General features: G+C 39.1%; 21 protein-coding genes. 19 read left to right on the top strand and 2 right to left on the bottom strand.

Features of this window, described 5'->3' with window-relative positions:
- Nucleotides 1-3 precede the first annotated feature (3 nt).
- A complete protein-coding gene (locus tag ALE3EI_RS00705) occupies nt 4-1,875 on the bottom strand; it encodes an ABC-F family ATP-binding cassette domain-containing protein (RefSeq protein ID WP_186989837.1) in 1,872 nt (623 codons plus the stop codon).
- A 106-nt stretch (nt 1,876-1,981) separates the two neighbouring features.
- On the opposite strand from ALE3EI_RS00705, the gene ALE3EI_RS00700 reads away from it, so the two are divergent.
- From ALE3EI_RS00700 to ALE3EI_RS00680, 5 genes are all read left to right on the top strand, one after another.
- A complete protein-coding gene (locus ALE3EI_RS00700) occupies nt 1,982-2,773 on the top strand; it encodes a polysaccharide biosynthesis/export family protein (protein ID WP_186989835.1) in 792 nt (263 codons plus the stop codon).
- A gap of 5 nt (nt 2,774-2,778) precedes the next feature.
- Complete coding sequence (locus ALE3EI_RS00695) at nt 2,779-5,253, top strand: exopolysaccharide transport family protein (protein ID WP_186989833.1); 2,475 nt, start codon at nt 2,779-2,781, stop codon at nt 5,251-5,253.
- Nucleotides 5,254-5,283: 30 nt separating this feature from the next.
- A complete protein-coding gene (locus ALE3EI_RS00690) occupies nt 5,284-5,874 on the top strand; it encodes a sugar transferase (protein ID WP_186989831.1) in 591 nt (196 codons plus the stop codon).
- A gap of 7 nt (nt 5,875-5,881) precedes the next feature.
- Nucleotides 5,882-7,168 carry a nucleotide sugar dehydrogenase gene (locus ALE3EI_RS00685; protein ID WP_186989829.1) on the top strand — a complete coding sequence of 429 codons (1,287 nt, stop codon included), beginning with the start codon at nt 5,882-5,884 and terminating at the stop codon, nt 7,166-7,168.
- 143 nt (nt 7,169-7,311) lie between these two features.
- Complete coding sequence (locus ALE3EI_RS00680) at nt 7,312-8,289, top strand: SDR family oxidoreductase (protein WP_186989827.1); 978 nt, start codon at nt 7,312-7,314, stop codon at nt 8,287-8,289.
- A 5-nt stretch (nt 8,290-8,294) separates the two neighbouring features.
- Here the strand turns inward: ALE3EI_RS00680 and ALE3EI_RS00675 are convergent, their stop codons facing one another.
- Nucleotides 8,295-8,660 carry an endonuclease domain-containing protein gene (locus ALE3EI_RS00675; RefSeq protein ID WP_186989825.1) on the bottom strand — a complete coding sequence of 122 codons (366 nt, stop codon included), beginning with the start codon at nt 8,658-8,660 and terminating at the stop codon, nt 8,295-8,297.
- Nucleotides 8,661-9,094: 434 nt separating this feature from the next.
- Between ALE3EI_RS00675 and ALE3EI_RS00670 the strand changes: the two genes are divergently transcribed.
- The 14 genes from ALE3EI_RS00670 to ALE3EI_RS00605 all read left to right on the top strand — a co-directional run bounded on the left by ALE3EI_RS00670 (nt 9,095) and on the right by ALE3EI_RS00605 (nt 24,231).
- Nucleotides 9,095-10,036: a hypothetical protein gene (locus ALE3EI_RS00670; protein WP_186989823.1), complete on the top strand. Its 942-nt coding sequence runs from the start codon at nt 9,095-9,097 to the stop codon at nt 10,034-10,036.
- A 171-nt stretch (nt 10,037-10,207) separates the two neighbouring features.
- The gene (locus ALE3EI_RS00665; protein ID WP_186989821.1) at nt 10,208-11,053 is read left to right on the top strand and encodes an ABC transporter permease; all 846 of its coding nucleotides are present in this window, start codon (nt 10,208-10,210) and stop codon (nt 11,051-11,053) included.
- 1 nt (nt 11,054) lies between these two features.
- Entirely contained in the window at nt 11,055-12,263 is a 1,209-nt protein-coding gene (locus ALE3EI_RS00660; RefSeq protein ID WP_186989819.1) for an ABC transporter ATP-binding protein, read from the top strand.
- Nucleotides 12,264-12,265: 2 nt separating this feature from the next.
- Nucleotides 12,266-12,970 (top strand): sulfotransferase domain-containing protein, encoded by a 705-nt coding sequence (locus ALE3EI_RS00655; protein WP_186989817.1) that lies wholly within the window; start codon nt 12,266-12,268, stop codon nt 12,968-12,970.
- Nucleotides 12,971-12,975: 5 nt separating this feature from the next.
- Nucleotides 12,976-15,120, top strand: a complete 2,145-nt coding sequence (locus ALE3EI_RS00650) for a methyltransferase domain-containing protein (RefSeq protein WP_186989815.1) — start codon at nt 12,976-12,978, stop codon at nt 15,118-15,120.
- An 18-nt stretch (nt 15,121-15,138) separates the two neighbouring features.
- Nucleotides 15,139-15,819, top strand: coding sequence for a sulfotransferase family 2 domain-containing protein (locus tag ALE3EI_RS00645; RefSeq protein WP_186989812.1), 681 nt, complete (start codon nt 15,139-15,141; stop codon nt 15,817-15,819).
- A gap of 98 nt (nt 15,820-15,917) precedes the next feature.
- Nucleotides 15,918-16,922 carry a glycosyl transferase gene (locus ALE3EI_RS00640; protein WP_186989810.1) on the top strand — a complete coding sequence of 335 codons (1,005 nt, stop codon included), beginning with the start codon at nt 15,918-15,920 and terminating at the stop codon, nt 16,920-16,922.
- Entirely contained in the window at nt 16,915-17,949 is a 1,035-nt protein-coding gene (locus tag ALE3EI_RS00635; RefSeq protein WP_186989808.1) for a glycosyltransferase, read from the top strand. The genes ALE3EI_RS00640 and ALE3EI_RS00635 overlap by 8 nt, the downstream gene beginning before the upstream one ends.
- Nucleotides 17,950-17,958: 9 nt before the next feature.
- On the top strand, nt 17,959-18,627 hold the full coding sequence (locus ALE3EI_RS00630) for an acetyltransferase (RefSeq protein WP_186989806.1): 669 nt from the start codon (nt 17,959-17,961) through the stop codon (nt 18,625-18,627).
- Nucleotides 18,628-18,668: 41 nt separating this feature from the next.
- Entirely contained in the window at nt 18,669-19,853 is a 1,185-nt protein-coding gene (locus ALE3EI_RS00625; RefSeq protein ID WP_186989804.1) for a glycosyltransferase family 4 protein, read from the top strand.
- Between the two features lie 41 nt (nt 19,854-19,894).
- Entirely contained in the window at nt 19,895-20,887 is a 993-nt protein-coding gene (locus tag ALE3EI_RS00620; protein WP_186989803.1) for an NAD-dependent 4,6-dehydratase LegB, read from the top strand.
- A 24-nt stretch (nt 20,888-20,911) separates the two neighbouring features.
- Nucleotides 20,912-22,003, top strand: a complete 1,092-nt coding sequence (locus ALE3EI_RS00615; protein WP_222614544.1) for a nucleotidyltransferase family protein — start codon at nt 20,912-20,914, stop codon at nt 22,001-22,003.
- The gene (locus tag ALE3EI_RS00610; RefSeq protein ID WP_186989800.1) at nt 22,003-23,271 is read left to right on the top strand and encodes a glycosyltransferase; all 1,269 of its coding nucleotides are present in this window, start codon (nt 22,003-22,005) and stop codon (nt 23,269-23,271) included. Before ALE3EI_RS00615 ends, ALE3EI_RS00610 begins: the two co-directional genes overlap by 1 nt.
- Before the next feature lie 42 nt (nt 23,272-23,313).
- Nucleotides 23,314-24,231, top strand: coding sequence for a glycosyltransferase family 2 protein (locus ALE3EI_RS00605; RefSeq protein WP_186989799.1), 918 nt, complete (start codon nt 23,314-23,316; stop codon nt 24,229-24,231).
- Nucleotides 24,232-24,236 lie beyond the last annotated feature (5 nt).

The following is a 24,236-nucleotide window of genomic DNA, read 5'->3' as shown; positions in this document are numbered from 1 at the left end:
ATGTCACACTTCCAGTTTTGCCGAAAGTTCGAACCAGCGTTCCGTTTTATCGTCTATGCGATCGATGATCTCCTGAAGCTTTTGGGATTGCTTGTCTATTTCTTCGCCATCCCAGCCTTCGGTGGCAAATTTATTCTGAAGCACTTCCCGTTCACTTTCAAGTTTAGCGATCTCCTTTTCCAGTTTTGCATATTCCTTTTGCTCGTTATAGCTCAGTCTTGCTTTCGATGTATCTTCCTTCCAGTTATTTTTCGGCTTGGGCGTGCTGCTTTCAGAAAGCTGCCTTGCCTGTGTTGCGCTGTCTTCATAACTTCTGTAATCGCTGTAATTACCGGGAAAATCATCGATCACTCCATCCCCTTTAAAGACCAGCAAATGATCTACGATCTTATCCATAAAATATCGATCGTGAGAGACCACAACAATACATCCCGGAAAATCCAACAGGAAATTTTCAAGCACATTTAACGTGACAATATCCAGGTCGTTGGTTGGCTCATCCAGTATAAGAAAATTTGGATTTCGAATTAGAACCGTACATAAATACAGCCGTTTTCGTTCCCCACCACTTAGTTTTTCAACGTAGTCATATTGTTTTTTACGGTCAAATAGAAAACGTTCCAACAGCTGTTGAGCAGAGATCTGTCGGCCTTTCTTTAGCGGAATGTAATCCCCATATTCCCGCACTACGTCGATTACCTTCTGACCTTCTTTAATGGAGATTCCGCTTTGCGTATAATACCCGAAATGAACTGTTTCGCCAATTACCACCTTGCCGGTGTCGGGTTTTAAAGCGCCGGTTACGATATTGAGAAAGGTAGATTTTCCGGTACCATTCTTACCTATCATCCCCATACGCTCACCTCTCAAGAAATTATAGCTGAACCTATCGAATAACAGTTTATCGCCAAAGGATTTTGAAATGCCGTGCAACTCTACCACTTTAGTGCCCAGACGCTCCATATTGAGTTCCAGTTCTACCTCGTGATCATTTCTTCGCTGGTGGGCTCTGGATTTTATTTCCTGAAAATCATCGATCCGGGATTTGCTTTTGGTGGTTCGTGCTTTGGGCTGACGCCGCATCCATTCCAATTCGCTTTTATATAGTTGCTTGGCCTTGGCGGTATTAATAGCTTCGGTTTCGATCCGGGCGTCTCTTTTTTCCAGGTAATAACTATAGTTTCCTTTATAGCTGTACAACTTTCCCTCGTCCAATTCCACGATCTCATTACATACACGCTCCAGAAAATAACGGTCGTGGGTGACCATAAACAGTGTAATATTTTCTTTACTGAAAAAACTTTCCAGCCACTCTATCATTTCCAGATCTAAATGGTTGGTAGGTTCATCCATGATCAAAAGGTCGGGCTGAGCGAGCAGTGCGTTGGTAAGTGCGAGCCGCTTTTTTTGTCCGCCGCTTAAACTGGAGACTTTTTGCGACAGGTCTTCCAGTTTTAGTTTAAAAAGGATCTGCTTGTAGAGTGTTTCAAAATCCCATGCCTGATGGGCATCCATTGCGTCGAAAGCTCTTTGATAGGCTTCGCTATCTTCGGGATGAAGCAAGGCTTTTTCGTAATTGGAGATTACTGTGAGTATATGATTATCGGAAGAAAAAATGGTTTCTTCTATACTCAGTTTTGGGTCGAGATCGGGTTCCTGAGAAAGAAAAGCAACCTTTACGTTTTTCCGATACACCACCGAACCCGAATCGGGTGTATCTGCCCCTGAAAGTATGTTGAGCATGGAAGTTTTTCCGGTTCCGTTCTTGGCAACAAATCCAATTTTTTGTCCGGCATTTATTCCGAAGGAAATATCCCTGAATAAAACACGTTCCCCATAGGATTTTGATATATTTTCGACCGACAGATAGTTCACGCTGATTTTTTTTACAAAATAAGCAGTTTTTATCCACAACCTCTAAAATATGTTTTAATATTACTTAGCTTGCGTTATATTTGCTTTTTAACAACCCAATCTTAATATGAAGGCTACGTTTCTGTTGTTGTTTTTGCTCATTGCGGTATGTTTTTCTTCTTGTGTTTCAACAAAACAGCTTACCTACCTTCAGGAGGATGCGCAAATAGATACGCTGGTTACTATCCGTAAAAAACAAGAACCTTACCGGCTTCAGATCAATGACCTTTTGAGTATACGTGTGAAGGCGCTGGATCCCCAATTTGTCGATATTTTCAATCCGGTGGGAGATGCCAATCCCAATGCCACGGGAGAACAGCGGTTGTATTACGATGGTTTTGTGGTAGATCCACACGGGAATATTCGTGTTCCTGTTTTGGGAGAGATCAATGTGCTGGGGTATACCGTGGAAGAGGTGCGGGAAGAAATAGAAAAACGTTTATTAAAGGATTATTTTAAGGAAGAGGCCAATTTATTTGTAACCGTAAAGATCGCGGGAATTCGATATGTGATCAACGGCGAAATTAATGGTCCCGGGTCTAATATCATTTATAGAGATCAGGTAACTATTATGGAAGCTATAGCCAACAGTGGGGATATTCCAATAACCGGAGATAAAAGTGATGTGATCATCATACGGCAATATCCGCTGGGCCAAAAGGTGCATCATATTGATCTAACCAGTATCGATGCCATGAACTCCCCCTATTATTATATCCAGCCAAATGACTTAATACTGATCAACCCCTTACCTCAAAAATCTATTGGTACGGGAACAACAGGTATACAATCCCTAACTACGATTTTGACCATAGTGACGGCATTGACCACAACTATCCTTTTATTCATTAGATTATAAAGCCCATGAGTGAAGAATTTGATGTAACCGAAGTTCACACTACTTTCGATTTTAAAGGCTTTCTCTTTAAACTCCTTAGTCACTGGCCTTTGTTCCTCATTTCTCTAGCAATTGCATTTGGGGTGGCTTATTATATTAATGTAAGAAAGTTGCCTGTTTATAAAATGGAGAATATGATCTCGATTAAAGATGATCAGAATCCCTTTTTTACTACCAATACAAGTCTTACCTTCAACTGGGGAGGAACCACAGACAAGGTAAATACGTCCATTATTACCTTAAAATCCCGTTCGCACAACGAAGAAGTGGTGCAGCGAATACAGTATTACCTTAACTATAGAATAGACGGCAAATACCAGCAGATAGATGCCTATAAGAAAGTGCCTTTTTTGGTTGAAGTAGATACCACCAGACCTCAGGTACTGGGACAACAGATCACCATTGTTTTTAAGGACACCACTACCTTTACCTTGAGTACCAAATTTACAGGCGGGAATCGTAGCTTGCAATTTTATAATAAAGGAAAAGAAATAATTTCACGTCATTTTGAAGCAAATGAATTTAGCAGGGATTATCAGTTAGGAGAACGTATCTCATTGCCCTTTTTTAGTGGTACATTAGTGTCTTATCCCGACGTGCCGGTAATTCCGGGCAAATTGTATTATATCAGTTTTTCCAATTTTGACAGTGCCGTTAAACGGTATTTTGGACTAATTGTTCAACCCGAATCTAAGGGTTCATCAGCGTTAAGACTTAGTCTGGTGGGCCAAAATAAAAATAAACTAGTTGATTTTTTAAACTCTTCGGTTTCGGTATTAAGTGAGAATATGCTGGAACGTAAGAACCTTTTTGCGACCAAGACCATAAAGTTTATCGACAGCAGTCTGCAAGAGAAGGGTATCGAATTGTCTGATGTTGAAGACGAATTAAATCAGTTTAAAGATAAGAATGCCATATTCGATCTGGACCGTGAAGGAGAAGAGATCAATCAAAAACTCAATGTACTCGATCTCCGGAAAGAATCGATTAATCGTGAAATTAACTACTATAATGTACTGGAGAATTATCTACTTACCCGTACCGATTACCGGGAAGTTCCGGCACCTTCGGTAGCAGGTATTTCAGAACAAAGTATCATTTCGGGTGTAGGAAGGATCGTGGATCTGGCAGAGGATAGAAAGAATCTGGAGTATTCCTATAAAGAAGGAGCTCCCGTATTTGCAGATCTCGACCGGCAGATCAATTCGGTAAAAAATGTCTTGCTTGAAAATATTTCTTCTACCAAAGGATTAAAGAATCAGGAACTGAATTCCATCAATCGGGATATTGCACAACAAGAAGCGGAAATACGAAGATTGCCAAAGGAACAACAGGAATTACTCAAAATTGAAAGAAGGTATAATTTAAGTCAGGCGACGTATAATCTCTTTCTATCAAAACTTAGCGAAGCCCGTCTGGTGAAGGCAGCCAATGTGAGCGATGTGTTGGTCATAGATTCTGCCAAAGACACCGGAGGCGGGAAGGTGGGGCCTAATACCCGCTTAAATTATATGATGGCAGGTCTGTTTGGATTCGTCATACCTTTTGTGTTTGTTTTTCTAAGGGTGTTCTTCGATACCAAGATCAACACCATTAAAGACATTGAACGTCTTTCAAAGATCCCGATTCTTGGGGCAATTGGAAAGAGCTATTTGGGAACCAATATTGCAGTATTAGATAAACCAAAATCATCTGTGGCCGAATCCTTTCGTGCCATACGTTCCAGCCTGCAATTCATTTATAAAAAACAAGGTATAGAAGGTGCAAAGACGGTGTTGATCACCTCTTCGGTTAGTGGCGAGGGAAAGACCTTTTGCTCTATCAATATCGCATCAGTGTTCGCTTTAAGTGAAAAGAAAACAATTTTGTTAGGACTGGATTTACGAAAACCCAAGATCTTTGGGGATTTCAATATTGAAAATAAGGAAGGAGTGGTCAATTATCTCATTAATGATGCTACTCTGGATGATGTGATTCAAAAAACACGGGTAGATCATCTGGATATCATTACCTCGGGTCCCGTTCCGCCAAATCCTTCGGAATTATTAATGGGCGACCGAATGGAAGAGCTCATTGAGAAGCTGAAGGAACGATATGACTATATTATTCTGGATTCCCCGCCGCTTGGATTGGTGGCAGATTCGCTGGAACTCGTTAAATATGCAGATGCGACCATTTATATGATTCGACAGAATTATACAAAAAAGGGAATGTTAGCACTTATTAACGAAAAATATAAGACAAAAGAGATAACAAATGTTAGTTTTGTACTCAATTTCTATGAGGAAAAAGCCAAATACGGTTACGGCTATGGATATGGTTACGGTTATGGGTACGGATATGGTTACGGATATGGAAATTATGCTAACGGATATCACGAAAATGCAAAGAAACCAACGTTCCTGGAAAAGTTAAAACGGCGATTTAAGAAAAAGAGATAAGCCTGTTTAGAAAATGATTTCAGATCGCTTATGCTTAGCAAGGATCAAAAAGTAGTAAAACGTGTTTTCGACCTTATCGTCTCTGTTGTTTTGTTACCGTTACTGTTTCTTTTTATTGTACTCCTCATTTTAATTATAACAATAAGCACCGGTTCTTTTGGTTTGTACAGGCAAAAGCGAATCGGGCAGTTTGGAAAACCGTTCACCTTATATAAATTAAAGACCCTGAAAGGTAGAAAGCATCACGATGCAAAAGAAATTAAGGAAAATGAAACCAGGATCGGTGGTTGGTTAAGAAAGTCAAAACTTGACGAACTACCTCAGATCTTCAATATTCTAAAAGGAGAGATGAGTTGGGTAGGACCCAGACCCGACATCCCGGGATATGCCGATGCTTTGGAAGGAGATGACAGAGTAATTTTACAATTGAAACCCGGACTTACCGGTCCGGCAACTTTGAAATATAAAAATGAAGAACAACTTTTGCTAAGGCAGAAAGATCCCTTACAATACAACGATGAGGTGATCTGGCCCGATAAAGTTGCCATCAATAAAGAGTATATTAACAACTGGAGCCTGCTCAAGGATATAAAATATATAATAGCTTCAGTATTCACCTAAATTGAACATGAAAAAAGACCCTACAATTGCTATCATCGGACTCGGTTATGTTGGATTACCGCTGGCAGTAGCATTGGCATCTAAGTATAAAGTAATTGGTTTTGATATCAATTCGGAACGCGTTAAAGAATTACAGTCGGGAACCGACCATACACTGGAAGTGTCAGACGAATTATTAGCGGAGGTATTAAACCCGTCACAACGAAACGGTTTGCTTATTACCGATGCCGCCGAAGAGATCGCTGAAGCTTCAGTATTTATTGTGACGGTTCCTACACCCACCAACAAGTACAACCAACCGGTGCTCACACCCCTTCAGAAGGCCAGTGAGACCGTAGGGAAAATATTGAAAAAAGATGATGTGGTGATCTATGAATCTACAGTCTACCCGGGCGTAACCGAAGACATCTGTGTTCCCATTCTGGAAGAATTCTCCGGACTCACTTTTAATACCGACTTCTTTGCCGGCTATTCGCCGGAGCGAATTAATCCGGGTGATAAAGAACATACGGTCACCAAGATCCTTAAAGTGACTTCAGGTTCTACGCCTGAAGCCGCCAAATACATAGACGATCTGTATCGTTCGGTGATCACCGCCGGAACACATTTAGCTCCCTCCATTAAGGTTGCAGAAGCTGCGAAGGTGATCGAGAATTCACAAAGGGATATCAACATCGCCTTTGTAAATGAACTATCCAAAATTTTCAGGTTATTAAATATCGATACCCAGGACGTGCTGGAAGCTGCAGGAACCAAATGGAACTTTTTAAAATTCACCCCCGGACTTGTAGGTGGACACTGCATAGGGGTAGACCCCTATTATCTGGCACAAAAGGCCATGGAAGAAGGGTATAACCCGGAGATCATCTTGGCAGGAAGACGAATGAATGATGGGATGGGGAATTACGTAGCCCACGAGGTGGTGAAACTAATGATTGGGAAGGATTGTAAGGTAAAGGGAGGTAAGGTTCTGGTACTGGGAATTACATTTAAAGAGAACTGCCCCGATATCAGAAACAGCAAGGTGATCGATGTGATCGAAGAGCTTCAGAAATACAACCTCGATGTGGATGTTTATGACCCCTGGGCAGAACCTTCCGAAGTTAAAAGAGAATTCGGAATTCCATTGATCTCAGAAAAGGAAGAGCTCTCGAATTCTTATGATGCTGTGATTCTTACGGTGTCTCATAATGAATTTAGATCGCTCAATGTAAAGGATTATACAGCCAAGAATTCTGTGGTTTTTGATGTAAAATCATTTCTGAATAAAGAACAAATCGACGGAAGACTGTAGAATTAGTAATTAATTATTATTAATGAGTACTAAGTCCTATAATGGTAAGGTCTCCTAGTGAGGATAAATAACGCAAGTAGAATAAATAAAAAGAATAACAATACATAATAAAAAATTACCCACAACTCAAGTAATAATACGCTTTGTACACAACAAAATATCATAATACCGATCTCTCAAAATATGCATTTCTCATTACCGGAGGCGCCGGCTTCATCGGCTCAAACCTGGTATCCTATTTATTAAAATACGGTGCCGGTAAGGTTCGGGTGCTTGACAATCTTGCTACAGGATTTAAGGCAAATCTGGAGGAATTTAAGAATAATGATGCGTTCGAATTTATAGAAGGAGATATTCGCGATCCTGAAACCTGCAAAAAGGCGATGAAAGGGATCGATTATGTTTCACATCAGGCGGCATTGGGCTCAGTGCCAAGATCTATTAACGACCCGGTTACTTCCAACGCTGTAAATGTAAGCGGTTTTTTAAATATGCTGGTGGCTCAGAATGATTCTCCAACGGTTAAAAAAATGGTGTATGCGGCCTCAAGTTCTACCTACGGTGACAGTAAAAGTCTGCCTAAAGTAGAGCAGCATATAGGAAAACCATTATCGCCCTATGCAGTAACTAAGCTGGTAAATGAATTATACGCCGATGTATTTTACAAAACCTATGGAACCCCGACCATTGGATTGCGGTATTTCAATGTATTTGGACCCAAACAGAGTCCAACCGGTGCCTATGCAGCTGTGATCCCTTTGTTTATGCAGGCATTAAAAGATGAGAAGTCTCCAACCATAAACGGTGACGGGGAGCAAACTCGGGATTTTACCTATGTGGAAAATGCTGTGCAGGCCAATATAAAGGCATTCTTTGCTTCTGAAGCCGCCAATAATGAAGTCTTTAATGTGGCTTACGGGGAACGTATCAGTTTAAATGAATTGTGGGATTCCCTGAAGCAAACTTCCGGAAAAGACATAGAAGCTGTGTATGGTCCGCCGCGAAAGGGCGATGTTCGCGATTCGCTGGCAAATATCGACAAAGCCAGAGCGCTGTTGGGGTATAACCCGTTGTTTTCGGTACAGGACGGGATGAAACTTACCTGGGAGCGATTTAAGTAATACCTTTATGCTTTAAAATTAGCTTCGATTTCCATAAACACCGAAGGTAAAAAGTCAAATACCATTCTGTTTTCAAAACGAACAACCGTATAGCCAAGTGAATTTAAATACTGGGTTCGTTTTTCGTCGTATGCTGCTGCTTTTTCATTAAAGTGCACCTCTCCGTCGAGTTCGATGATCAGTTTTTCGGAAGCACAATAAAAATCTACGATATAGTGTCCAATACTGTGCTGCCTTGTAAAACGCCGGCCTTTAAATTTTCTGCCTTTTAACTGCCGCCATAAAAAAGCTTCGGCCGGGGTGAGCGTTCTGCGCAGCTCACGTCTGTATTCTTGTAATTCTTTTTTGGTATGTAATCTCCTTTTCTGCATTTGCCCCGGGGGTTTTAAAATTACATAATTAATTTCAAACTCCCCGACTGCTACAGCAGCCACCCCTCTTCGTCTGAAGAGGGGAGCTTACTATTTAAATTTTAAAATTTAAGCTCCTCCCTTTTGTCAAAGGGAGGTGGCTGCAAACTTCAGTTTGCAGTCGGAGGGTTCAGTTTGCAGTCGGAGGGTTCAGTTTGCAGTCGGAGGGTTCAGTTTGCAGTCGGAGGGTTCAGTTTGCAGTTGGAGGGTTCAGAAATAACTATTCGCGCAATAGCCAAACAATAATTCCCAATTGTTATGAGAATTAGTATCTTAGCCCGAAGCTAAAAACTACCCGTACTTGAGTTCCAAATCTGATGTCAAATGGTTGTATGTGATCTCCTCCAGGCGAAAGCTTCCTCATTTTTTTGATTGCAACTGAGATAATTATTCAGATGAAAAAGTTTGTGATTAAAACAATATTATTTTTCACTCCAATACTTATTTTAGGGATAATTGTAGAAATCTCTTTAAGAGAAAATACTTTTAGTGCAAAAAGGAACTATATTGATTCCAATGCAGATAGTATAGAGGTACTAATTTTAGGCTCTTCCCAAAACTTCAGAGCGATAAACCCTGAATTTTTAACAATGAGATCTGCACCGCTAGCTCACGGGGAAAGTGCAATAAATATAGATTTTAAACTCTTCGATAGATACTTTGAATCTTTCCCTGAATTACATACCGTAATTTTAGAAGTATCTTATCATACTTTGGATGATTTCAGGGGCTATAAATGGAACAAAAATCATTTATTCCATATATACTATAACCTAAATAATTATAAGGACAAGCCACCATTTAAAGACCATTTTCTATTAACTTCTAACTTTAAAGAATATTCAAAAAAATTCTTTAAGTCCATATTGAACCCTGAAATGCAGGAATATAATAGGTTTGGTTATCCGTATAAGTGGTTGAACAAATCTCGTTTTGCAAATTTAAATTACAACGATTCGTTAATAAAAAAAAGTTCGCATACCGCCTATTTAAATGGTCGACATTTCGATGAACATATTGCGTATTTCGATCTTAATTCTGAAAGATTGGATAGCTTGATAACGGTATGTAATAAGCGTAATATTGATGTTGTTCTACTGTCCCCACCTAAGTATTATTTATACAATCAAGCTATGAACAAACGAAAGCTGGAACGCAGGAACAGCATTTTCAAAAAATACATGAGCCACAAACGGGTTCACATCTGGAATTTTGAGACCAAATATGAGTATGAAACAGAATTGTTTGGAAATGAAGATCATATGAACTCGAAAGGTGCTGAAATTTTTACTAAAGAAATAAACGTGCTATTAGAGGAGCTGGAATCTAAAAAATAGCCGATGATTGTTTCTCCTTTCAAATGTCCTATAAATTCGTGAATTCTCAATATGTAATTGCCTGAAACGGTCATTCTAATTTAAGGTTGGTGAATTCATTTCGGCATCAAATCATAATGATTATCTTAGCCGGTATAAATAAAGCATTAAAAACAATATTCTGAGCCTTTTATGGAGTTAAAGACCCAAGTCTATCAAAAAGAGAATACGCTTAGTTTTAGAAGACTTTTAAAGGACAGCATTGTCGATATTTATCGCTCTAGATTTTTAGCACGACAGCTAGCAATAAGGGATATTAAAGCACAATACAGGCAATCTTATTTTGGCCTACTTTGGGCATTTGCTAATCCACTTGCTACAGCATTGGTGTGGATATTTTTAAATAATTCAGGAGCCATAAGGGTAACCGATACGGGTGTACCTTACCCATTATTTGCATTTACCGGAACCCTGATCTGGTCTATAATTTCCGAATCCATCAATTCCCCCATTCAGAGCACTACCTCTGCCAGAAGCATAATTTCTAAGATCAATTTTCCTAAGGAAGCATTAATTGTTTCAGGAATTTATAAGTTGTTAATGAACACTGGAATAAAAACACTGCTACTTGTATTTTTCCTTTTTTTCTTCAATATAGGTTTTCACTGGACTCAGCTGTTATTTCCAGTGGCTATCTTAGGAGCAGTCCTGTTTGGAAGCACCATAGGACTCTTAATAACTCCCTTAGGAATGCTTTATAAGGATGTAGGAAAAGCTATTAGTTTCGGTCTTCAGTTTCTAATGTATGCCACACCCGTTGTATATGCTATTCCGAAAGATGGATTCCTAAAAGTGGTGATGGAAGCAAATCCCATCACTCCCATAATTTTGATAGCCCGTGATACCCTTGTAAATGGGAATTTTGATTTTTTATATTATTTCATAATAGTAATAGCCATCTGTTTGCCGTTATTCTTTCTTGCACTGATTTTTTATAGAATTTCCATTCCTGTAATTGTTGAACGAATAAATGCCTAGTATGGGAGATAAGGAACAATTAATTACGGTGGACGGATTGTCGAAAAAATTCTGTAAAGATCTCAAAATGAGTCTCTGGTATGGAGTGAAAGACTTGTTGCTTAGCGTAACCGGAAACAAAGTGAAACGAGGTCTGAGGCCAAAGGAATTCTGGGCGGTTAAAGACATAAGTTTTACATTAAAACGGGGTGAATGTCTCGGACTTATTGGACATAACGGAGCCGGCAAATCTACATTACTGAAGATCCTCAACGGTTTGATTAACCCCGATGAGGGTAAGGTTGTCATCAAGGGACGCGTAGGTGCATTAATTGAGTTAGGAGCCGGATTTAATCCAATTCTCACAGGGCGTGAAAATATTTATAACAATGGGGCGGTTCTGGGTTTTACAAAAAAGGAAATTGATGCGAAACTGGAAGAGATCATCGATTTTTCTGAAATAAGAGAGTTTATCGATATGCCGGTGCAAAATTACAGTAGTGGGATGAAAGTGCGTTTAGGTTTTGCTGTTGCTGCACAAATGGAACCCGACGTCTTGATCATCGATGAAGTATTGGCGGTAGGAGATCTTGGATTTGTTCTAAAGTGTTTTAAGACGATAGATAACATATTACCTAAAACGGCTATCGTGTTTGTCTCTCACAATATGCCTATGGTTTCGCGAATATGTAACCAGGTGATCCTGATGGATAAAGGAAAATCAATTTTTCAGGGAGATAATGTGGCTAAAGCAATCGATAAATACTATAATCATTTTATGACTGAAGAGTCTAATATTGTCTATGATCAAGGTAGTATCAAACTTGAAAAAGTAGAAATTAAAGGTTCAATGCGTCGTGAAAATGATCTTGACCAATTTAATTGGGGTGATGATTTTGAAATATTCTTTAAATGGCGGATTTTAAAAGAAATGGACAAACCTGAATTTTCGGTTATTATTTTTGATATTGAACAACGTCCTGTGGCTTTATTGGATTGGAAAAATGAATTGATATTCAATAGTAAAATTAATGAAACCTTTTCTTTCAAAATTATCCATGAGAAGTTGCAGTTATCTAAAGGGATATACTCGATAAACGTATTGGTGAGCACCGGCATTACTCGATCACCTCTATTGAGAATGAACAACATAATTTCTTTTCAGATGCTTCATCCAGATGAAATCTGGCCTCCGTTTTTATTAAAAACTAAGTATAAAATTATTAAATAGGAATGCCTCAAATAAGCAATAATTATATTAGAATATTTTCGCATCCACGAAGTGGTACTCATTTTCTCGAATCGTTTTTAGCTAGTAATTTTTATAAAAATGAGAATCTCTCTTCCGAAGGTGCTATATATTTCGGACATTGGTCAAATAAAATCTTATTAGAAGAAGGAGAGCCATATCATAAATTATTTGGAGGTCATTTATTTCCCGATCGGTCAAAAATTGGACAAAAATCAATATATATATACAGAGATGGACGAGCGGTTATTGCATCCATATGGAATTCTCAATTTTATCATAAGGATTGGAGAGGAATTAGTTTCTCTGAATTTTTACGTAAAGAAATTGATTGGTACGGAGGGATGGGACAAAAAAGTGAAACCAGCATTAATATAGTACAGCATTGGTATAATCATGTTAGTTCATGGACAACAATTAAAAATGATTATTTGCTAATTATAAGTTATGAAGAATTAAAAAATGACCCTCAAAAGGTATTTTTAAAAATTTGCAAAAAGTTTTATCCGTTAAAATATTACAAAGCGAAGCTTTTTGGAACCTCCCATATTGATCCGATTAACAGAAAAGTTGGACTATCACCCAATAAGGCAAGTATAAATGATTGGAAAAGATTGTTTAGTCAGGAAGATTTGGATTTTTTTTATAGTCAGCTACCTTCTAAAAAATTTCTTTATTCAGAAAAATAACAATTATGAAATTTAAATTTTCTTGTGTTGTTGATAACAAGCCTCTTTTCCAAGCTCAGGCTTATATTTTAATTAATAGTTTAACAAAAAAGTTAAAGATTCATCCGAATGATATTTTTGTACATGTTCCTAAAAATACAGATAAATCGTTTCTAAATTTTTGTGAACAGGCTCAGGTAAATGTCATTAAGTTTACGCCATTTGATCTTAGAAATGCTTATTGCAATAAGTTAGTGCAAATAGATACATTCAATGCTCTTGATGATTTTGACTATGTTTTTTTTATGGATTGTGATCTAGCCATAGTGTCTTTAGATAATCTCACTCTCAATGATGATGTATATGCGAAAATCGTAGATTTTCCAAATCCTCCATTGGCAATCTTAAAGCGAATTTTTGAGGCTGCTGAAATTACGAATTTTCGCGAATCCAAAACTAACTTCGAAATCAATGGAAATAATCTGTCCGAATGGAATAATTGTAATGGGGGTTTATATATTATCTCTAAACGATTCTTATCAGAACTAGGACCTAAATGGAAAGAGTATGCTAAATGGTGTATAGATAGTGCCAAGTTATTCACAGATAAGTACAGTAAACACGCCGATCAAGTTGGATTTGCATTAGCTATGAATGCATTAAACAAAGATGTAGTTCACTTGGATATAAAATGGAATTTTCCTTGCCATGTAAACCCCAATTTATTGAGTGATATTACTCCTAAAATCTTACATTATCATGATCGAATTGATCATCATATGCATATTAAAAAAACTGGTTTGCCGAAGGTTGATGAACAAATAAAAGTTGTTAACGAACTGATTTCTGAGCGGAATGCAAGTACCTTGGACAATAGTCTATTTTGGAATCTAAGGTATTCTCTGTATCCCGAATTAGGTAGTGGCGTAGGTTCAAGAGGAGAAATTTTAGACTTTAAGAAAAGGATAATTAAATATGCAACCTATTTTGCAAAGGAAAGCACTATTACAGATGTGGGTTGTGGTGATATCGAGCTAACTAGGGATTTTTCATTTCAAAATTACACAGGTTTGGATGTCTCAAATGAAGCACTGAAACTCGGTAAAGAAAAAAGACCAGATTGGAATTTTGAGAATAAAAGTATAACAAGTGATGAAATTAGCGAAAGTGATATCATTTTTTGTTTTGATGTTTTAATTCATCAGAGTAAAAAATCGGACTTTCAGGAGATTGTGAAATCAATTGTTAAAAAAGGAAATAGAAGAATTATAGTAGGGGCATATAATAAAAAACCCGAATATGAATCAGAGATTACATATTTCTATGGTGGAATTTTGGAAGAAATTAAGAAATACGAAAAGTATAATGAGATTGCCATCGTTGGAGAGTATCGAGATGTTACTGTAGTAGTTGCGTCTGTTCATAATTCTGATCATCAAAGAGATATACCATCAGAAAATTTAAATATAGCTTTTCAGGAAGTTGATCGTCCTGATATTTTACAATATCTGGTGGATGTGTCAAGGACTGAACTAGGATTCTTTACGAGCCATTATACTCGAGTTTTCGAATATAGTTGGTTATTTTCTGAACTTGAGAATGTCGAAAGATCTTCAATTATTGATTTAGGTGCAGGAGTTTGTCCTCTACCAATTTGTTTATACCATCAGGGCCATAAGGTGACGACAATTGATTCTCATTCTTTAATCCGCCGTCAAAGTGAAAAGAAAGGTTGGAACGAGTGGGGATTTTTAGATTATTCAATATTTGGAGATATTAAATCACAAAATGTTGACTTTTCACAATTTACTAGTCTAAGGAAGTACGATTATATTTATTCTATTTCCGTCATAGAGCATGTGTCAGCTGTCACGCGTAACAAGATATTGAAAAAGGCTGCGCGGTTATTGAAAAAAGATGGTATTCTACTATTAACAATTGATCTAATTCCTAATACAGACAATCTTTGGAATTTTTCAGAAGATCAAGAAGTTGAATCAACGGAAATACATGGAAATATTAAATCATTTAAATCCGAATTGGAAAAATACGGATTTCATGTTCTGGAAGAACAAATAAAAAGAAACATTATGGGTTCGAGAACTGACGTATATTTCGTGAAATCAGTCCTAAAAAGCCAATCTTTCTTTACAAAATATTTGAAAAGCTAGAAATCTAAGTCATATGTTATGATTTCACATGAACACAAATGTATCTTTATTCATATTCCTAAAACTGCAGGAACCAGTATTTTATCGTTCTTCTACCCAAACATAACTTTTAAAACAGGAAAGCCGGATTATGATAGATTATTTGGTTGGTGTCCTGAAAGAAGGATTCATATGCAACATGCTACATCAAAAACATTATTAGAGACGGGTTTAATTTCGCAAGAGGTTTGGAATACGTATTTCAAATTTACTTTTGTAAGAAACCCATGGGATAAATCTTATTCTGACTATATATGGATGCAAAAATTTGCAGGAGTTAAAGGAAGTTTTAAAAATTATATTGAAAAGGAAAAGGAATTTAAATCTATACTCACGGATAATTCCAACCATAGTTATTTAGGAGATCATTTAATGCCTCAGTCTGAATTTTTTGATTTAGATGGGAAATACGCTTTGGATTATGTTGGGCGATTTGAAAATTTTTCCCAAGATATTTCCACCATTATGAAAAAGTTGGATATTGCTCAAGATTTTAACAAATATGAAAATAAGGGCACACGTAAATCGGATTATTCACTTTTTTATAAAAATTCTGATAAAAGGCGAGTGGATAGAAAATATAAAGTTGATATAGAAAACTTTAACTATACATTTGAAGATAATAGAAAAGGAATACAACTATTGAAGCGATTAATTTAGATTTTTCCATTCTATATATTTTAGTCAAATCGGAATGTCTATAATTTTAATGCTTTAGTTTTTTTAAGTCTAGAGCTAAACTTTATAATATTAATTAAATGAAAATCACAGCTTTTACAATATGTGCGAATAATTACCTGGCTCATGCTAAAACGCTGGCGATTTCGTTCAAAAGATTTCACCCGGAGGTCGAATTTGTGATTGCCATACTTGATAAACCCGATTCCACAATACAATACGATATGTTAGGGGCCGATACCATAATATGGGTTCACGAGCTATTTCCCGATATGGTGGATACTTTAAAGGACACGTATAGTATCGCAGAATTATGTACTGTGGTCAAGCCTCAGTTGTTTCAGTATTTTTTTAAAATTGGATTTGAAGCTGTTTTGTATATCGATCCGGACATTAAAGTTTATTCGCACTTTGACGAAGTGATTTCTAGTCTTGAAAACTCCGAAGTTGTGTTAACACCTCACATTTGTAGTCCGACCGGGGAAGTAGGACACCCGTTAGATAAAGATATTATGCGAACCGGAATTTATAATCTCGGTTTCTTAGCTTTGAAAAAAAGTGAGGCAACACAACTATTTGTAAAATGGTGGGATAAACGCGTTCAGAAATATGGTTTCCACGATCTAAAAAAGGGCTATTTTTTCGATCAGATTTGGTTGGGGTTCGCACCGGCATTTATAGATAGAGTACATATTGAAAGACACCTTGGATACAATATGGCAAACTGGAATTTACACGAACGCCACTTGTTATCCCACGCCAATAGTTATACTGTTAATACAACAGAAGTTCCGTTACGATTTTTTCATTTCAGTCACTTTAAAATAGAGCAGTTGCCGGTCATCGCTTCCTATAATGAAAACTTCGATCTCAATAACAGACCCGATATAGCACCGGTTTTTAATGAGTACAAAGAAGACCTTTTAAAGAACGGCTATAACACACTAAAGCAGTTACTGTATCACTTTGGGAAGAAACCGGAATCGCCAAAGCCAAAGAGCTTTAAAAAGAAAATGCAAAGTAGTAGGCCGTACAGGTCTTTGCGCTATATTAAAAGAGCATTAAAGGTTCTTATTTATGGATGATCAAAATACATATAGTTCGGTTGGCCCGGGTATTTCGATTATAATTTGCACCTATAACGGGAAGACGAGGCTCGATAAAACCTTAAACCACCTTACAAAGCAGGAATTTTCCTGTCCACTCGAGATCGTCTTAGTCGATAATGCATCAACAGACGGGACCAAAGAATATGCCGAAAAATGGTGGGAGCAGCACGGGGTAGCTTCTATTTCGTTTAGAACAGCTTTTCAGCCTGTACCCGGAAAGTCGTATGCTCAGGAAATGGGTTATGCCATGGCACGATATGATTTGCTACTTATTTGTGATGATGATAATTGGTTGATAAAAGACTACGTACAGATCGCTTACGATATCATGATGTCGAATGCGAAAATAGGAGCACTGGGTGGATGGTGTGAGGCTGCTTTCGAAAATGAAAGACCGGATTGGTTTCAAAAATACGGGCGCTATTTTGCAGTTTCTAAACAGGGTTCAAGAAGTGGAGATATTACTGAGAAAAAGGGCTGCCTTTATGGTGCCGGAATGGTAATAAGAAAAAAACACTGGCAAGAACTAAATGCTTTAGGCTTTACTCCATTACTCACTTGTAGAAAGGGCGATAAGTTGAGCTCAGGAGGAGATACTGAATATTGTTATGCACTAAGGCTCTTGGGATACAGGATTTGGTATGATGAACGATTAAAATTTATTCATTTTATGCCCACGGGTCGAATGAATTTAAATTATGTTAGCAGAATTCGCGAAGCCATGTCAGAATCAAACTTTGTTGTAAGCTCTTATTTGGACCAGTTAGAACACAGAAGAGTTACAAGACATACGTTTAGAGCTCAATTTATTCGAAATATGGGACTCCCCTTTATAAAAAGTATTTTTAAGATACTTTTCGGTTCATTTGAACAAAAGGAAGCAGCCAAGGAATACTTTAGAAAATTGAAACGCCTTGCCTTTGATTACGACGAATACGAAGCCAACAGAAGATCGATTAGCAGGTGGCTGCCGGAAAGTAAACAAAATGTGGCTATTAAATAAAATGCTATTATGTCCAAAGAAAAAATACTTGTTTTTGGCGCCTCCGATCATACCCGTTATACGCTTGATATCATCGAGCAACAAGGGAAATATGAAGTGATCGGTATTGTGGATACGGCACTTCTAAAGGGAGAATCTTTTACCGGGCTTCCTATTCTGGGGACAGATAGCGACCTTCCCGAAATCCTGCACGATCAAGGTATTGCTCTTGGGATCATCGCGATAGGAGATAATTTTATCCGAAATAAAGTAGCCAACACCATCCTTAAGATCGCACCGGGCTTCGATTTTGTTTCTGCTGTACACCCCTCGGTGATCCTCGGGAAGAATGTGAGTGTTGGCGACGGATCGGTGCTTATGGCCGGAGTGATCGTAAATAACGATGCTATCATTGGCGAGCACTGTTTTTTAGCAACCAAAGCTTCGCTGGATCACGATTCGGTGATGGGGGATTTTTCGAGTCTTAGTCCGGGAGTCACCACCGGCGGCAATGTGTCCATTGGATACTGCACCGCCATTGGGATAGGGGCAAACATACTTCACGGAAAAACAATAGGCGATCATACCGTGGTGGGCTCGGGAGCACTGGTACTCGAAAATCTGGGGGATCAATGTGTGGCTTTTGGTGTTCCCGCAAAGGTGATTAGAAAACGTGAGCCGGGAGAACGTTATTTATAAGGTGGAAATGTTATTTTTACTCCTATATTAATCCAGTACTGGTGCAAAAGACCATAATTTATAAACTCAAGGAATTTCCAACCCCATCCGAAACTTTTGTGGTGTCCAATATGGTGGCAGCCATAGACGCCGGATACGAGGTTGAGATCGTAACCGATATACGGCATCCGCTTTCCTTTAGCTCTCAACCTGAACTTACCAAAAAATACAAATTACTAAAACGCACTAATACCCTTAATGATACGCTGTTGAACCGATGGTCCTTGCTGGACCCCTTTTACCTTTTTTATTTTCTGAAATTCTGTATACTGAAACGGAAGTTCGACCTTTCGTACCTGCATATACTTGGTTTTTACCGAAAGTATAGGAAAAACACCGTGTTTCATGTTCATTTCGGTTCCTCATTGCCACCACTGCACTATCTGAAGCGAATTGGGTTCCTGAAATCGAAGATCGTAGTGACCTTTCACGGCTACGGAGCACATTTTCTGGCATCCAAAGAAACCGCACCCCAACTCATTAAATTTTACAATGAAGCGATCTCTCGGGTAACTGTAAATTCTAACTATCTGAAACAAATACTGCTTAAAAAAGGGATACGTGATGATCTTATTGAAGTAGTTCCCATAGGTATCGACAGCGGTTTTTTCAGTAGAAAAAGTTCGAAAAAACCTTCCGAAGTATTAAAACTTATCACAATTGGACGATGTATTCCGCTTAAAGGACAACACCTCGGACTCCGCTTGGTGGAAAAATTAATTTCAAAAGGACTGTCCGTGCAATACACTCTTGTGGGTGAGGGCCCGGAGGTAGCTCGTCTTAAAGCATTGGCAACCGAGCTAAACATTTCGGAACATATTGTATTTGCCGGGAAGAAGAGTCAGTTGGAGATCGCAAAACTACTCGAAGATCAAGATGTGTTTTTAATGACCTCCACAGCCGATAAGGATGGCAGGAGGGAAGCTTTCGGGTTGGTATCCCTCGAAGCACAGGCCATGGAGTTGGTTGTGGTTGGATTCAATTCGGGTGGATTCCCGGAGACCCTTCGGGATGGTGTAACCGGATATGTGGTTCCCGATGGTGATCTGGATGCCATGGCTCAAAAAATTGAAGTATTATATAACGACAGATCCCTTTTGCTGAAGATGGGAGCCGAAGGGCGAAAATTTGTAACAGAGCAATTCAGTAAACAAAATACCACAGATAAATACCTCGATTTATATTAATCCTCAATTAAAATCCTAATTTTGTTAGTAATTCCTATCAAATGAGCAAAACAAAAGTACTGGTTACGGGCGCCGACGGATTTATAGGCTCACACCTTACCGAATATTTAGTTTCCAAAGGATATGCGGTTCGGGCGTTTTGCTTTTATAATTCATTTAATTCCTGGGGTTGGCTGGATACACTACCCAAAGATACGCTGGATAAGATCGAGATCTTTACCGGAGACGTTCGAGACCCAAATGGCGTACGTGTGGCCATGGAAGGAATTGAAGTTGTCTATCATCTTGCAGCGCTTATCGCTATTCCCTTTAGTTATCATTCTCCCGATTCGTATATAGATACCAATGTAAAGGGAACCCTCAATATTTTACAGGCAGCCAGGGATCATAAGGTTGAACGAGTGCTGGTGACCTCCACTTCCGAAGTCTACGGAACGGCACTGTCGGTTCCAATTAACGAACAACACCCCAAACAGGCACAATCGCCCTATTCGGCTTCCAAGATCGGTGCCGATGCCATAGCCGATTCATTCTACCGAAGCTTTCAGCTGCCGGTAACCATTGTTAGACCTTTCAACACATTTGGTCCACGGCAATCGGCAAGAGCATTTATACCCACTATCATTACTCAGTTGCTCAACGGTTTTAAAGAGATTAAACTGGGAGATCTCACCCCCACCCGTGACCTGTTGTATGTAAAAGATACCGTAAAGGCATTCGAAGCCATCGCAAATACAGAGACCTTAGTGGGAGAGGAGGTCAATATTGCTACCAACAGCGAGATTAGCATAGGACATGTAGCCGAAATTCTAAAAGAACAGATCAATCCCAATGCTAGGATCGTGACCGATACAGATCGTTTACGACCGGAGAACAGTGAAGTGTTCCGGTTGTTCGGGGACAACGCAAAACTAATGCAGCATTGCAGTTGGAAACCGGAGTATTCTTTCGAAGCGGCTCTGGCCGAAACAGTTACCTGGTTTTCCGATGCAGAAAATTTAAAGCAATACAAGGCCGGAATTTATAATTTGTAAATTGCAGCATACCAAGGACAATCTATGAAAAGAGCCTTACTCGATAAAATTAGTCATTTGCTCATCTCCCAAAATGAATCCCTTACCCGGGCGCTGAAACAAATGGATGCCGTAGACCGTAAGCTCCTATTGGTTATCGATGAGGATAATGAGTATAAAAGCTTGTTGAGCGTTGGAGATATTCAGAGACATCTTATAAAAAATCAGGATTTTAACGCTGCGGTCTTTCAGGCACTTCGCCCCAACCTTAGAGTAGCGTCCACAACTCAGTCAAAAGCAGAAATACGCACAGAGATGCTAAAGTTCCGCATGGAATTTATGCCTGTCCTGTCTCCGGAAAAAAAGCTGGTCGATGTCATCTTCTGGGAAGACCTCTTCGAAGAAAAGCACACCAGCGGCAGCGGGGAACTCGATATTCCTGTGGTGATCATGGCGGGAGGCAAGGGTACCCGGCTACGTCCTATCACTAACATTATTCCGAAACCCTTGATCCCAATCGGGCAAAAACCTATTATAGAACATATCATCGACAGATTTGTGGCCAGCGGAAGTAAGACCTTTTACCTGTCTGTAAATTACAAGGCGGCCATGATCAAAAATCACTTCGATGAAATTACCGACAAAGATTACGAGGTCCGTTATTTTGAAGAAGATCGTCCCTCGGGTACTGCGGGAAGCCTGTCGCTGTTAAAGGATAAGATCCATACTACGTTTTTTGTATCGAATTGTGATATTTTACTGGATCAGGCGTACGAAGAGGTGTATAAATATCACAAGGAAAATAAGAACGAGTTAACCCTTATAGGCGCTGTTAAGAACTATGCCATTCCCTACGGAACCCTGCAGCTTACGCAAGAAGGCCTCTTAAAGGAGATCACCGAAAAACCCGAATATAATTTTCTGGTAAATGCCGGATTTTATGTGATCGAACCCCAACTGTTGCAGGAAATTCCTGAAGGTGAATTTTTTCATATTACCCATCTCATGGAAAAGATCACAGCCCGAAATGGCCGAATAGGGGTATTCCCCGTGAGTGAAGCCTCCTGGATGGACGTTGGAAATTGGGTAGAATACAACGAAACCCTTAAAAAATTTGGTGAATCCCCATTCCTTTAATGGCACTAAAAAAACTGCACATACTATCACTGGGACTTGGACAATCCAATTTCCTGAATCAATTATACGGAGCGCTGCGGAAGGAAGATGATTCCCTGAGTTTTAGTATCGATAGGGTGTATGATATTTCGGAAGGAAAAGTGGCCGCAAAAAACAGTGTCTTTGAAGCCGAATACGACTTTTCACAGGAAAACTTTTCTAAAGCCGTATCACTTCGATCCTATGTAAAAATATGTTGTTCGCGGTTCTTCTGGCGTTCCCTTTTTTTTGAAATGCGACAGAATTTTTCAGCATTACAGCTGGTGCGGCATTTTCTCACCCGAAACATTTATCAGAGTATAGTCGATGAAAATATCCTTCCGCTAAATCACGATATCTATCATTTTCATTATTGCATTCCCTATAATCTGCGTTATGTGTTTCACTTGCCCTCATCCGCTAAGGTTATCTGTAGTTTTTGGGGTTCCGATCTATACCGGAACAATGACAAACGAACTACATTCTATGTAAAACAGGCACTGAAGCGAGCCAATGTGATCACCATACAGACACCCGAAATGGGGGAAGATCTCCTAAAACGCTATGGTGAGGATTTACGTCCGAAATTACATTTTGCGCTTTTTGCTCAGGAAATGGGCATCTATGACCGCATAGATGCACTGCGCGAAGATACCGTTGCTTTAAATGAATTTAAAGCGAATCTGGGTATACCGCTAGATCACAGGGTAGTTGCTATTGGATATAGTGCCACGGAAGCCTTTCACCATATTGAGATCCTTAAGGTGCTGAAAACATTACCTGCAGAAAGTTTGAAGAACCTAACCGTTGTCCTTTCGCTCACTTATCAGCGTGACGAAGCGTATCTTAAAGCACTTGACGCCTATAGTAAATCGGTCGATTCCTTTAATATTGTTCAATTACACGATTTTCTGAGCTTTGATGAGGTAGCAAAGCTACGATCGATCACCGATATTCAGATACAGATGCCGGTGAGTGATGCCTTAAGCGGTTCAGTTACTGAAGTATTGTATGCCGGAAATACCGTCATTGCAGCCAATTGGTTGCCTTATGCAATTTTTGAACAGAAGGGAATAACCTTTTACACGACTTCCAAATTCGAAGACCTGAAGCACATACTCCCGGAAATCCTCAAAGATCCGGAAGCCGAAAAACAGAAGAATAAAGACAACAGCAGGTCTATTAAAGCGCATTTCTTTCCCCAAACCACCTCTAAGGCATGGGTAAAAATTTACAGGGATATAATTTGATAGCAGCCCCGTCTTGCCTATTTTTGAATCAATTAGAACGCAATGGATACCAGCCCGCTTATTTCCATTATCATACCTGCCTACGACCGGGGTCACCTTATCAAGGAAACCCTTACTTCGGTGTTAAAGCAATCGTATAAACAGTGGGAATGTATCGTGGTAGACGATGGGAGTACCGATAACACCAAACAGGTGGTAGAAGAATTTACCGAAAAGGACGCCCGTTTCTATTATTATCGGCGACCCGACGATTACCCTAAAGGAGCTAACAGCTGTCGCAATTTAGGTTTTGAAAAGAGTACAGGTGTCTTTATCAATTGGCTGGATAGCGACGATCTTTTATCTGAAGATAAGCTGGCGGCACAGCTCGAATTGCTTCAGCACAGCCATCATGAGGGGATCGTATTCACTTGTAAGTGGAATCGTTTTACCGGTTCTACGGAAGGAATTGCGCCAAAACAATCTCATATTAACCGGGCTTTCCCAACCGGGCTCGATTTGCTGAAGGCCTTCGATAAAAAAGCCTCTTTTTTTCCATGTCATGCTTATCTGGTCTCCCGTGACCTTATCGATAAGGCGGGTCTGTGGGATGAAACTCTTTTGGTGAATCAGGACGGCGAATTTTTTACCCGTATTCTTATTCACGCGAAGGAGGTTTTACATCCGGAAAGGGGGATGGTGTATTACAGAACACCGCAGACCGAAGGTGTGAGTAATTTCCAGAATCGGGAGAAGATGGAGAGCAGTATTCAAAGTTGGAAACGTATTGAAGATCACCTAAGGCAAGCTGCCCCGGAAGCTGATTTTCCGTTTCTGGAGCACGCCCGGAATTATTTATTTGAAAAAATAGGAGACCGGCAGTTTTTAAAGGAACACCGGGATTTTTTTAAGAAGCAATTTTACAGAAGACGACTATGGCCAAGATTTGTTCGGAAAATAAACCAGGTATTTAAAACTTAAGTGGA

It is taken from the genome of Constantimarinum furrinae, assembly GCF_014295415.1.
Lineage (GTDB): Bacteria > Bacteroidota > Bacteroidia > Flavobacteriales > Flavobacteriaceae > Constantimarinum > Constantimarinum furrinae.
Note: the sequence above shows the minus strand (reverse complement) of the source record. Positions and strands in the feature narration are given on the sequence as shown.